Source organism: Tahibacter harae, from assembly GCF_024437735.1.
Classification (GTDB): domain Bacteria; phylum Pseudomonadota; class Gammaproteobacteria; order Xanthomonadales; family Rhodanobacteraceae; genus Tahibacter; species Tahibacter harae.
Window position 1 is genome coordinate 323,347 of sequence record NZ_JANFQO010000004.1, and the last position, 13,113, is coordinate 336,459.

Genomic DNA, 13,113 nt, shown 5'->3' on the forward strand with positions numbered 1-13,113 from the left:
TAGTGTAGCCGACGAGCGCCCGGGGATGGCCGGACCGGAGGCGAGCCGGATGCGGCGCCCGGTGCCACAATCCGCGGCCGCACACCCGGCACGGGGCCGATTCCCGCGGCAATGCGCCGGTTTTCGTCATAGTGGCCGCACCGCCGATCCGCCGCGAACATCGCCATCACCTCACAGGAATCCCGCATGCCCCAAGGCATTTTCATCACCGGCACCGACACCGGCGTAGGCAAGACCCAGGTCAGCGCCGCCCTGTTGCGCGCCCTGGTCGCCGGCGGCTGCCGCGCCGTGGGCATGAAACCGGTGGCCAGCGGCTGCGAGTTCAGCCCCGGCGGCTGGAGCAACGAGGACGCGCGCGCCCTGATCGAGGCCAGCCACCCCCAGCCGGCCTATGCCGACTGCAACCCCTACGCCCTGCATGACGCGGTGGCGCCGCACCTGGCCGCCGCGGCCCAGGGGGTGGAAATCGAACTCGGCCCCATCCGCGCCGGCTATGCCGCGCTGGCCGCCAGCGCCGACTTCATCGTGGTCGAGGGCGCCGGCGGCTGGGCCGTGCCGCTGTCGCCGCGGCTGATGCAGGCCGACATCCCGCGCGCGCTGGGCCTGGATGTGGTGCTGGTCGTCGGCCTGCGCCTGGGCTGCATCAACCACGCCCTGCTCAGCGCCGCAGCGATCCGCGCCGACGGCTGCCGCCTGCGCGGCTGGATAGGCAATGCCATCGACCCGGCCCAGCCGCTGCAGCGCGAGAACATCGCCACCCTGCGCGAACGCCTGGACGCGGACTGCCTGGGCCTGCTCGGCTACAACCCGCCGGACCCCGCCGCCGCGCTGGCCGCGGCCGCCGCAGGGCTGCGCGCACAAAGCTGAACGAAGACCGCCGTAGTTCGCGCCCGCCGCTCGCCAATGCGGACAGATTCGTGTCGGCGGGGCACATTTCCGCAGCGCTGAAAACAGGCCTGCTCAATACCGCGATTCATAAGCGCGGCGCCGTGTTTTCCAGTGCGCAGCCAGGGTCAAAGCTGCACGACTTCTGGCATGCTCAAATTCGAAAAAGCGGCACAATACTGCGCCGTTCAAATCCCGCCTGTACGCACGGCGTCCGGGGACGCCGCCACGGAAGATCCCGCACCTCCCGGAGCATCTCATGCTGCGCACCGTTCATCCTGTTCGTCTCTCCCTTTCCCTGTTCGCCCTGGCCGCGGTACTGGCCTACAGCAACAGCGGACACACCCAGGGCCCGCCGGGCGGCGAGATGCCGCCGACCACCGTCGAAGCCGCCAGGCCGCGCCAGGAATCCGTCAGCGAAATGCTGTCGGCCGTGGGCACCCTGCGCGCCGACGAGGCCGTTACCGTTCGGCCGGAACTGGCCGGCCGCATCGAAGCCGTACTGTTCGACGAAGGCCAGAAAGTGGCCCAGGGCGCGCCGCTGTTCCGCCTCGACGCCAGCCTGGTCCAGGCCGAGGTCGCCGAGGCCCAGGCCAACGCTTCCAACAGCGAGCGCGAACTCAAGCGCGCCCAGGACATGGCCGCGCGCAAGCTGATCGCACCGGCCGACGTGGACACCAAGCGCGCCCAGGCCAAGGTCGACGAAGCCAAGCTCGCCTCCAGCCGCACCCGCCTGGGCAAGACCGAACTGCGCGCGCCGTTCGCCGGCACCGTCGGCCTGCGCCGGGTCAGCCCGGGCGAATACGTCAATGTCGGCGACGCCCTGGTCGAACTGGTCGCGCTGGATACGCTCAAGCTCGATTTCAGCCTGCCCGAGGTCTACCTGGGCCGCTTCAGGCCGGGCCAGAAGATCAGCCTCAGCGTGGACGCCACGGGCGCGCGCCAGTACGAGGGCGAGGTCTACGCCGTGGCGCCGCAGGTCGACCTGTCGACCCGCTCCGTCACTCTGCGCGCGCGCGTGGCCAACGCCGACGGCAGCCTGCATCCGGGCCAGTTCGCCAAGGTGTCGCTGCAGGTCGGCTCGCGCGACAACGCGCTGCTGGTGCCCGAGCAGGCACTGTGGCCCCAGGGCGACAAGCAAAATGTCTACATCATTAAAGATGGAAAAGCGCAACTGGTCGAAGTGAAGACCGGCCTGCGCAAGCCCGGCCTGGTCGAGATCGTCAGCGGCATCACCGCCGAGGACCAGGTCATCAGCGCCGGCCAGATGAAGATAGGCCCCGGCGCGCCGGTCCAGGTCCAGGGCGCGCAGCCCCCGGCGGGCCAGCAGCCCGCCGCGCCGGCGCACTGACGGGAGGCAGCCATGGTCCTTTCCGATATCTCCATCCGCCGACCGGTGTTCGCCACGGTGGTGAACCTGGTCATCCTGCTCGTGGGCATCATCTGCTACGAGCGCCTGGCCGTGCGCCTGATCCCGAAGGTGGACACGCCGGTGGTCACCGTCGCCACCACCTATCCCGGCGCCAGCGCCCAGGTGGTCGAATCGCAGATCACCACGCCGATCGAGGAACAGCTTTCCGGCATCGAAGGCATCGACTACATAGGCTCGGTGTCGCGCGAGGAATCCTCGCAGATCACCGTGCGCTTCCGCCTGGACCGCGATCCCGACTCCGCCGCCGCCGACGTGCGCGACCGCGTCGCGCTGGCGCGCGACTTCCTGCCGCAGGAAGCGCGCGAGCCGGTGGTGCAGAAGCAGGAAGCCGACGCCCAGCCCATCATCTACCTCGCCTTCTCCTCCGACCGCCACAGCGAACTGGAGATCGCCGACATCGCCGACCGCCTGGTCAAGGACCGCGTACAGAACCTCGCCGGCGTGGCCCAGGCCCAGGTCTACGGCAACAAGTACGCCATGCGCCTGTGGCTGGATCCGGCGCGTCTGGCCGCGTTCTCGATGACGCCCGCCGATGTGGAAGCCGCCCTGCGCAAGCAGAACGTGGAAATTCCCGCCGGCCGCATCGAAAGCACCCAGCGCGAATTCTCGGTGCTGTCGGAAACCGACCTGCGCACACCGGAGCAGTTCGGCGCCATCGTGCTGCGCACCGGCGCGGACGGCTATTCCGTGCGCGTGCGCGACATCGCCCGCGTCGAGCTGGGCGCCGACCAAGCGCGCTTCCGCGCCCGCTACAACGGCCGCAACGCCGTGCCGCTGGGCGTGGTCAAGCAAGCCACCGCAAACCCGCTGGCCATCTCCGAAGGCCTGCACAAGCTGCTGCCGGAAATCACCCGCACCCTGCCCGAAGGCATGAAGGTGGAGATCGCCCACGACACCACCATCTTCATCGAGCGCTCCATCGCCGAGGTCTACACCACCATCGCCGAAGCCATGGTGCTGGTGGTCATCGTGATCTTCCTGTTCCTGCGCTCCGGCCGCGCCACGCTGATTCCCATCGTCACCATCCCGGTGTCGCTGATCGGCGCGTTCGCGGTGATGTACGTGTTCGGCTTCTCCATCAACACGCTGACCCTGCTGGCCATGGTACTGGCGATCGGCCTGGTGGTGGACGACGCCATCGTCATGCTGGAGAACATCTACCGGCATATCGAGGAAGGCATGCCGCCGATGCAGGCCGCGCTCAAGGGGTCCAAGGAGATCGGCTTCGCCATCGTCGCCATGACCCTGACCCTGGCCGCGGTCTACGTGCCGCTGGCCTTTTCCACCGGCCGCACCGGGCGCCTGTTCATCGAGTTCGCGCTGACCCTGGCCGGCGCGGTGATCGTGTCCGGTTTCACGGCGCTGACGCTGTCGCCGATGATGTGCTCGCGCCTGCTCAAGCACAGCGAGAAGCACGGCAAGGCCTACGAATTCGGCGAAAAGGTGCTCAACGGCCTGCAGCGCGGCTACGAACGCGGCCTGAAATGGAGCATGCGCCAGCGCGCCATCGTGCTCGGCGGCGCCGCCATCGTCTTCGCCGGCCTGATGGGCATCTTCCTGCTCAAGCTGCTGCCCAACGAACTGGCGCCGCAGGAAGACCAGGGCCTGGTGATCGGCTTCGGCATGGCGCCGGAAGGCGCGACGCCGGAATACACCGACAGCTACGCCAAGCAGATGGAAGCCACCTTCGCCAAACTGCCCGGCGTGGACCGCTACTTCCAGATCGTCGGCTTCCCCACGGTCACGCAGACCATCGGCTTCGTCGGCCTCAAGGACTGGACCCAGCGCCCCATGCCCGCCGGCGCGCTGCAGGGCATGCTGTTCCCGCAGTTCATGAACATCCCCGGCCTGCTCGCCTTCCCGGTGTTGCCGCCGCCGCTGGGTGCGGACGACTTCGGCCAGCCCGTGTCCTTCATCGTGCAGACCACCGGCACCTGGGAAGACCTGGAGAAGATCAGCGACGGCCTGCTCGCCAAGATCCGCCAGAACCCGAAGCTGACCAACGCCGACACCGACCTCAAGCTCAACAAGCCGCAACTGAAGATCGAGATGGACCGCGACAAGGTCGCCTCGGTCGGCGCCAACGTGGATGAAGTCGGCCGCACGCTGGAAAGCCTGCTTGGCGGCCGCCAGGTCACCCGCTTCAAGCGCGGCTCCGAGCAGTACGACGTGATCGTACAGGTGGACAACGAAGGCCGCCGCGTACCTGAGCAGCTCAGCGCGATCTACGTGCGCAACGCCGACGGCGGCATGGTGCAGATGGCCAACCTGGTCACCGCGAACGAGTCCGTCGCGGCCAAGGAACTCAACCACTTCAACCGCCTGCGCTCGGCCACGATCAGCGCCGGCCTCGCCCCGGGCTACAGCATGGGCGAGGCACTGGACTGGCTTGCCGGCGCGGTGAAGGAAGTAGCCTCCGACGCGCAGTACGACTTCTCCGGCCAGTCGCGCGAGTTCCGCGAATCCTCCAGCGCCTTCGCCCTGCTGTTCGCCCTCGCCCTGGTGTTCATCTATCTGGTGCTGGCGGCGCAGTTCGAAAGCTGGATCGATCCCTTCATCATCCTGTTCTCGGTGCCGCTGGCGGCCTTCGGCGGCCTGGCCTGCCTGGTCATCGTCAACTGGGTCGCCGCCACCGGCTTCACCCACCAGGCGGGCAGCTGGAACATCTACACCCAGATCGGCCTGATTACCCTTGTGGGCCTGATTGCCAAGCACGGCATCATGATCGTGGAATTCGCCAACCAGCTGCAGGAACAGGGCCACAGCAAGGCTTCGGCCGCCTTCGAAGCCGCCCGCCTGCGCCTGCGCCCGATCCTGATGACCACCGGCGCCATGGTGCTCGGCGCCCTGCCCCTGGCCATCGCCACGGGCGCCGGCGCCGAGGCCCGCCACCAGATCGGCTGGGTCATCGTCGGCGGCATGGGCTTCGGCACCCTGCTCACGCTGTTCGTGGTACCCGTGGTGTACGTGCTGCTGGCGCGCAAGCATGTGCCGCACGAAACCTATGAAGGGGAGCCCGCCGCCGCGTGAGCGGCCAGCCGGACACCCTTGTCGAATTGAGCTGCGCCCAGCTCGAACAGGTCGCCGCAGCCCTGGGCGCAGCCGTCGACAACGGCCCGGATGACCGGCAGCAGGAACCGCAGATCGTCGCGCTGCTCGGCGACGATCTGCGCCCGCCCGCAGTGAAGTTTTCGGGCCTGGGCGCGCGATTCGTCCAGCATTTCTGAGCTGCCTATGCGACAGTGAAGTCGCCGTAGCGGATGCGGACGATTTCGGGGATTTTCTGAGCTGCCTATGCGGCAGTGAAGCCGGTGAACCCGAACGCGCTCAAGATGGCGATTTTCTGAGCTGCCTATGCGGCAGTGAAGGCAGCGAGCACGCTGTCTGGGTCGGGCGTGACTTTCTGAGCTGCCTATGCGGCAGTGAAGGTCACGTTGCCATCGGCACCGTGCCCGAACACTTTCTGAGCTGCCTATGCGGCAGTGAAGCTCATCCAGGGCTACGCGGCGGAACCGCTTCATTTCTGAGCTGCCTATGCGGCAGTGAAGAAAAGATCCTGAGACGGCCATCACGATCACAGATTTCTGAGCTGCCTATGCGGCAGTGAAGCCGAATTTGCTCATGGGCGGCGAGCGCGAATTTTTCTGAGCTGCCTATGCGGCAGTGAAGCTCGCATACCAGGTCGGCGTCGGACTTGACCATTTCTGAGCTGCCTATGCGGCAGTGAAGCGTGCCGTCTTCGTCGTGATCCGACTCCGTGATTTCTGAGCTGCCTATGCGGCAGTGAAGGCCGGCTCATTCGCGAGGCCGCGCCCCAAATTTTTCTGAGCTGCCTATGCGGCAGTGAAGGAGACCGCGGAGGCCAAGCGCACGCTCGCTGATTTCTGAGCTGCCTATGCGGCAGTGAAGGAGAACAAGAAAATCAAGGATGCTCAGGCTCATTTCTGAGCTGCCTATGCGGCAGTGAAGCGCGTCCTGCTCGATCTCGCCGGAGTCTCGCATTTCTGAGCTGCCTATGCGGCAGTGAAGCCGAGGGCCCGCAAGGAGAAGCGGGCGAGCAATTTCTGAGCTGCCTATGCGGCAGTGAAGGTCTCGGGCTCGTTGAGCACCGTCGTCAGGAATTTCTGAGCTGCCTATGCGGCAGTGAAGACCGCCGCCGGTACGCCGCAGTGGACGCACATTTTCTGAGCTGCCTATGCGGCAGTGAAGCGGACCGCCGACAGGGTATAGCGCTGCCCCTTTTTCTGAGCTGCCTATGCGGCAGTGAAGAGGGGGCGGCTGCACATGCGTGAGTACGCGAATTTCTGAGCTGCCTATGCGGCAGTGAAGAACCAGACCGCGAGCCGGCTCGCCCGGGCAACTTTCTGAGCTGCCTATGCGGCAGTGAAGGCCTCGGCGCCGTCGGACCTGACCGCGGCGCATTTCTGAGCTGCCTATGCGGCAGTGAAGACACTGTCGCCCAGCTACCAGTTCGCCACCCATTTCTGAGCTGCCTATGCGGCAGTGAAGGACGGATTGCTCAGCGCTCTCGTTCGCCGGCATTTCTGAGCTGCCTATGCGGCAGTGAAGTTGCTGCAGCAGGGCCAGCGATCGGCCGCCAATTTCTGAGCTGCCTATGCGGCAGTGAAGGGTTGTCCTTGTCCGGCTCAATCTCGTCGCGATTTCTGAGCTGCCTATGCGGCAGTGAAGGCCTGCATACAGAAGCTTCGCCGCTGGCGATATTTCTGAGCTGCCTATGCGGCAGTGAAGCTCAACCATCCTATCCAGCCCGGTCGGAACCTTTTCTGAGCTGCCTATGCGGCAGTGAAGTGAACCGCAGTCATTGCAAACTGCGCGAACAATTTCTGAGCTGCCTATGCGGCAGTGAAGCCGCGCGCTTGGGCGCCGCTTCGGCCGCGTCATTTCTGAGCTGCCTATGCGGCAGTGAAGCGCGTGCGCGATTAATTCGGCGACGTGCGTACTTTCTGAGCTGCCTATGCGGCAGTGAAGCCGAACATGCGCTTGGCGATGGCGTCGGCGTATTTCTGAGCTGCCTATGCGGCAGTGAAGGTCTCGGGCTCGTTGAGCACCGTCGTCAGGAATTTCTGAGCTGCCTATGCGGCAGTGAAGCGGTTGATCACACAGCTCGGCGAGAACCCGCATTTCTGAGCTGCCTATGCGGCAGTGAAGGTCCAGCTTCGTGAAGCCCGTGCGCGCCGCCGTTTCTGAGCTGCCTATGCGGCAGTGAAGACGAAATCGGCCCCGAATCGTTTATCCCGCACTTTCTGAGCTGCCTATGCGGCAGTGAAGCCGGTGGAATCGACGTCGCCGGGCCGGTACAGTTTCTGAGCTGCCTATGCGGCAGTGAAGACACGGACCGCCGCCCGGCGGCGGGTACGAACTTTCTGAGCTGCCTATGCGGCAGTGAAGATTTTCGTGGCGTAACCGACGTGAACGCCGTCTTTCTGAGCTGCCTATGCGGCAGTGAAGCGTCGTGTGCGCCGTCGCCGTGTTTATCGCGTTTTCTGAGCTGCCTATGCGGCAGTGAAGCGTTCCCGGCCTTGCCAGTCAAGTTATCGACTTTTCTGAGCTGCCTATGCGGCAGTGAAGACGTCGCACCGCTGTGCGTCGTGATGACGCCATTTCTGAGCTGCCTATGCGGCAGTGAAGGCAGCGCCGCCTGAGCAGCCGCAACGCGCTTTTTTCTGAGCTGCCTATGCGGCAGTGAAGTACACCGTCGCCGGCAAGCGCCGCCTGAACCATTTCTGAGCTGCCTATGCGGCAGTGAAGTCGAATTCATCGCGCGGGAATGGTTTGCCGTATTTCTGAGCTGCCTATGCGGCAGTGAAGGTCTGGGGGTCGAAGTCCTTCCGGAAGGCCGTTTTCTGAGCTGCCTATGCGGCAGTGAAGTCGAGACCTGCGCCAACGACGACTTCGCCTCTTTTCTGAGCTGCCTATGCGGCAGTGAAGCCGACGAATGTGTTGGCAACGAAGATGACGGATTTCTGAGCTGCCTATGCGGCAGTGAAGGTCGTTTGTAGCCGGCTTCGGTCATTGAAGAATTTCTGAGCTGCCTATGCGGCAGTGAAGCGCCGACAGAATTCCGCTGCCGCTGATCGTCATTTCTGAGCTGCCTATGCGGCAGTGAAGCTGCTGGTGCACCCGCAGATGGGCGAGCAGGTTTTCTGAGCTGCCTATGCGGCAGTGAAGAATTCGGCGGCATCGTCTGGATGAACTACCGTTTTCTGAGCTGCCTATGCGGCAGTGAAGCGCCGGCCGGCAGAGGCGGCTTGCAGCTGTAATTTCTGAGCTGCCTATGCGGCAGTGAAGACGATGACCCGAAATACTTGCGGATGCCGCTGTTTCTGAGCTGCCTATGCGGCAGTGAAGTTCGACGCCGCGGTGCTGGCCGGCAAGCTCGTTTTCTGAGCTGCCTATGCGGCAGTGAAGTTGTCCGTGAACATGTCGGGGGTCAGATTCTTTTTCTGAGCTGCCTATGCGGCAGTGAAGCGCGGGGGGCTCGGCGGGTCGGTCTCGCATGATTTCTGAGCTGCCTATGCGGCAGTGAAGAACAAACCCTCTCAACCTTCTCCAGCACTACCAGTAGCTTACGCCACAAACCCGCCAAGCACCCAATTGTCACGACCAACGCCAACCCATTGAAATGAAAGCACACGTTATCCCGGGCAGAAAAAGGGTGAGAGTAAATAGGGCGGACCAGACCGACGCTGCAGGCGCAGAAACGATTCCAATAGCCTGTACAGGAAGCAAAGCAACGCACCGCTGAAAGCTCCGTCCGCCGCGATGCATGCGCGAATAGTGGCAAACTACGAGTTCCCCTGAGTGGCGGCACCGTCTTGCATCAATCGCAGCAGCCGGCACCAGGCTCGACTTCGGCGGCATCGCTTTGTCGCTGCCTGCGATAGGGAGAGGACGAGCCCGTGGCTGCAGCACGCATTCAGCGGCTGCATCCCGCTCGTCCGCGCAAAGCTGCCGCGGAGCCAGTATCCCGGACTGCGCGTTTTCACGCTCGCCTACCGGGTTTTCCCTCAGGAAATTTTCCCTCGGGAACCGCTATCGCGGCGCATTTGTAAACAACCACGCTTGCCACGATTGTTGACTGGCTGGTGCGAACCTGTGCACGGACCATGCGCCGCAGACAAACCGTGGAGAGCGAAGTGAACAAGGGTTCCGTTGCGGCCGGCGCTGGCTCGAACCTCCGCGTGCGCCTGTTCTGGAAACTGCAAGCCTGGCGCCTGCGCAACACCGTCGCGCCGGAAACCTCGCGCAGCGTCAGCCAGTTCAGCAACTTCATGGCGCTCAGCCACCGTGGCAACGCCGATGCGATCTGCGACCTGGCCGAATCCCTGAGTACGCATTCCACTGAACTCAGCGCCATTTCCGCCGCCGCAGTGAAGACGCGGCTGGCGCGCGAGCTGGGGCCGAAATCCTGTGTGACCGTGCTCGGCGCGGAGAAAGGCAGCATAGGCGGCTACGCCTGGGCGCGCGTCAGCACGCCGGCCGAAGCGCTGGACAACTATCGCTGCAACGCCGATCTCGTCCACATCGACGATGCCGCCTGGGACAAGCTCGCCGGCATTCTCGGTACCGATTCCTGCCTGGTGTTCTACGACCTGGGCCTGTGCTCGCAATACCGCCGCGGCTTCTCGCCGCTCAAGCAGTTGCTCAAGCCGCTGCTGGAACTGGGCCTCGGCCACGGCGCCGGGCGCGCATTCTGGTGGGCGCCGGCCGGTAGCGCGGCCTGCCAGCTATCGCTGGCCTTCGGCGCCCGTGCCGTACTGCAGCACGGCGACCGTGTGTTCTTCCTGCACGAAGCCATCGCCGGCATCGCCCGCGTGCTGACGGCGCTGCCGGCCAGCGCCATCTCCACCCTGCTCGGCCGCGCCGCCGGCGCACGCGCACCGCGCGAACCCAGTCGCAGCGCCGCGACGCTGCGCCTGCCTATGGCCGCCGACGAGAATCTGATACGCCTGGCCCTCGACAGCAGCGCCGCGGGCGCCAGCGCGCCGGTACGGGCCACGGAACTGCGCAAACTCGTTGCAAGTAACGATGTTGCAGACAACGCCGCCGATGACGCCGAAGCGATCGAGGAAATCGAGATCCGCAGCCGGCCGCGACCTGGCGTGAATGTGTTGCCCCGGGGAAAAGCCGCGGCGGCTGTCGCTGACACCGGCGCTCCAGCCGCAGCTGTTGGTGAAGTGACTGCGGCGGAAGTCGTTGCCAAACTCGCCCCTGTGCGCCGTCAGGCTATGCCAAAAGGGGCCCTGGCTGATCTGCCGCGGAGGCTTTCCACGATTTTTCCGCATCGGACGGTCTGAGCTTGGCCGCTGGCTTCGCGGCGAAAGGACGGCTTCCGGCTCCGGAGTTTCTGGGCTGACTGCGCGGCGGTGGACTTGACGGAAATCCTGCTGTTAACAGCTGGCAATTTCTGAATTTTCTACACGACAGTGAGCCGCGACCGTGGCGGGCGGTGCGCCGATCAGCTTTTCTGAGCTGCCTACACGTCAGCAACCCACCGCTCAGGCAACCACCTCCCGCTCATCCGCCCTTCCCCACAACCACAGCCCGATCAACGTCCGCCCCAGCGGCTGTATCGCCGGATAGATCCAGCCTGCCAGCGGTTCCGGTAGCCCCGGCGCGCCCAGTTCGACGGTGAAGATCTGCAGCGTGAGCAGCGCTGCGGCAAGGTAGAAGCCGCCGACGATCCGCGACAAGCCGCGCCGGCGCAGCAGCACCGCAGCGTAGCAGGTGTTGCCGATGCAGAAGCCGATCAGCAGCAGAAAATACATCGCATCCCACAGACCGTCATACACACCGATCTGTACGCGCAGTGCGCTGCGGGCGCCTTCGTCCGCGAGCAGCCAGGCATGGCGCCAGCGATCGAACGCGACCAGGCTCAGGGCCTGCTGTCCGGCTTCGGTTCCGGCCCACAGCAAAAAGCCCAGTACACCGAACAACGCCAGGCCCGGCGCCGTCCAGCGCAGACGCACCGCCACGGCCACTGCCGCCGCGGCCACCAGGAATGGATGCAGCAGATAGATCCAGGCGCGCAGCTGTGCCACCGGATCATCGACCCGCGCCATGCGGCTGTCGAAGTCGGCGCCGCCGGAGAACCACTGGGGCAGGAAGATCAGGCCCAGCGTCGTGAACGCCGACAGGACGGAACAGATCGCCGCGAAGCGGTAGAACGTGGGGGAAAACGTGACAGGAGTAGTCATGCGGGAATTATCGGACCGCTCTGCCATGTCGATGCGCGCGGCGGATCTCTTCTGGCGCGCCGTTCGCACGGAATGGCGCAGCAGGCCGCCTTCGGTTCCCTGGCGCGTGCCGCCGAGGCGATATGCAGGGGCTCGCATCCGTAAGGACGGAGATTTTCGGCGGGAACGGAACGGCGGCTCGACAGGATGATTTCCGCTGATGGAATCCGGCCTCGCTCAAGCCATGCTGGAATCCGTACGCTGGCTGGCGCAGATACAAGAAGTCGTTATCGCTGCCGTTCGTGGCGGCATCTGCTCCCCTGGCGGATTGCTGCGCACCTTCCGGTTGTCACGAAGCCTCGGAACGCTGCCCCGGCTCCGGCCGCAGCCACAGCCAGATCGCCACGGCCAGCATGAACGCGGTCCCTATCGCCGCCATCCACCAGCGAGGGCTGAACACGCCCATCATCACGGCGCTGGCCAGCATGGTGATGGTGGCGAACCACTTGGCACGCCGGCTGACTGCGCCCTCCCGTTCCCAATCGCGCAGCATCTGCCCGAAGCGCGGGTGGTTATGCAGCCACGCATGCAAGCGCAGGGAGCCGCGCGCGGCGGCGAAGGCCGCGAGCAGGACAAACGGCGTCGTCGGCAATCCCGGCAGCACAATGCCGATCACACCCAGCAGCAGACTCACCCAGGCCAGCACCAGCCAGAGCGCGCGTCCCAAGCGATTGCGGGCCAGCTTGGACGTGGATTCCGACAACGGCAAGACCCCAAAAGCTAACTGCGGCGGCGTTGGACTATAGCGTGAGGATGTGGGCGACGGGGTTGGGCGGGCTGGAAGCCGGATCCGGCTACCCGGGGCGGGTGCCGCTGCGGCCGGACACGCCGATGGAGCGGCAGGCGGGAAGGCGTCCCTCGTGGGATCTGAGATTTCTGACGGGAATTTTGTGGATGGGCCGGTCTGCTCCGTGCTGTTCCGCTGTGGGTGTCAGCTGACGAGCCAGTTCCGGGCAGGGATTGATGGATGTCCCGATCTCCGCCGTCGCTCGCGTTGCTGGACCTTGTGGGTGTCCTAATCCCATCCCCCCGATCCCATGCCGCAGGTTCATCTTTGGTGGATGTCCCAATCCCGCTGGAGCTACTGGAAGGCTTCCCTGGCGGGATCGGAGATTTCTGACGGGCGGGATTTTTTGTGGGTGTCCCAGTCTGCTTCCCGGTCTGCTCCGTCTGGTCTGCTCCGTGCTGCTCCGCTGATGGGTGTCCCAATCCATTCCCGGTCTCGGCTGACGAACCAGTCCGGATGGGAATTGGTGGGTGTCCCGATCTCTGCCGTTCGCATTGCCGCCGTTCGCATTGCCGGATCTTGTGCATGTCCTGATCCCATCCGGCTGAGCCGTCCTTTGGTGGGTGTCCCAATCCCACGCAGGTGTCCCAATCCCAATCCTCCTTTAGTGGGTGAACCGCCCCGGGAACCCCGGAGACTCATTGGTGTGAGTCACGCCGCCATGGCGAGCTCACGGATTTGCCGATAGTAGGCCGCCTCAGCTTCTGCCGGCGGGATGTTGCCGATCGGCCCCAGCAATCGGGTGTTGTTGA

Annotated in this window: 6 protein-coding genes and 1 CRISPR repeat array; of the genes, 4 read left to right on the plus strand and 2 right to left on the minus strand. The window is 64.9% G+C overall.

The features are described from left to right. The first annotated feature begins 186 nt into the window (after positions 1 to 186). From bioD to NM961_RS06400, 4 genes are all read left to right on the plus strand, one after another. Positions 187 to 867, plus strand: coding sequence for a dethiobiotin synthase (gene bioD, locus NM961_RS06385; protein ID WP_255913081.1), 681 nt, complete (start codon positions 187 to 189; stop codon positions 865 to 867). Between the two features lie 277 nt (positions 868 to 1,144). Then, a complete protein-coding gene (locus NM961_RS06390; RefSeq protein WP_255913085.1) occupies positions 1,145 to 2,236 on the plus strand; it encodes an efflux RND transporter periplasmic adaptor subunit in 1,092 nt (363 codons plus the stop codon). A gap of 12 nt (positions 2,237 to 2,248) precedes the next feature. Then, positions 2,249 to 5,347: an efflux RND transporter permease subunit gene (locus NM961_RS06395; RefSeq protein ID WP_255913086.1), complete on the plus strand. Its 3,099-nt coding sequence runs from the start codon at positions 2,249 to 2,251 to the stop codon at positions 5,345 to 5,347. Between the two features lie 190 nt (positions 5,348 to 5,537). Continuing rightward, positions 5,538 to 8,866: direct repeats of the CRISPR family, unit length 28 nt; unit sequence TTTCTGAGCTGCCTATGCGGCAGTGAAG. 608 nt (positions 8,867 to 9,474) lie between these two features. Continuing rightward, positions 9,475 to 10,635 carry a hypothetical protein gene (locus NM961_RS06400; RefSeq protein ID WP_255913087.1) on the plus strand — a complete coding sequence of 387 codons (1,161 nt, stop codon included), beginning with the start codon at positions 9,475 to 9,477 and terminating at the stop codon, positions 10,633 to 10,635. Positions 10,636 to 10,836: 201 nt separating this feature from the next. On the opposite strand, the gene NM961_RS06405 is transcribed toward NM961_RS06400, so the two are convergent. Next, positions 10,837 to 11,604 carry a hypothetical protein gene (locus NM961_RS06405; RefSeq protein WP_255913088.1) on the minus strand — a complete coding sequence of 256 codons (768 nt, stop codon included), beginning with the start codon at positions 11,602 to 11,604 and terminating at the stop codon, positions 10,837 to 10,839. Positions 11,605 to 11,863: 259 nt separating this feature from the next. Then, positions 11,864 to 12,256, minus strand: a complete 393-nt coding sequence (locus NM961_RS06410; protein ID WP_439334198.1) for a YbaN family protein — start codon at positions 12,254 to 12,256, stop codon at positions 11,864 to 11,866. Positions 12,257 to 13,113: the final 857 nt, after the last annotated feature.

Bases quoted from the DNA above. Each gene is read 5' to 3' on its own strand.
- bioD (WP_255913081.1), top strand. From the start codon at position 187: ATGCCCCAAGGCATTTTCATCACCGGCACCGACACCGGCGTAGGCAAG.
- NM961_RS06390 (WP_255913085.1), top strand. From the start codon at position 1,145: ATGCTGCGCACCGTTCATCCTGTTCGTCTCTCCCTTTCCCTGTTCGCC.
- NM961_RS06395 (WP_255913086.1), top strand. From the start codon at position 2,249: ATGGTCCTTTCCGATATCTCCATCCGCCGACCGGTGTTCGCCACGGTG.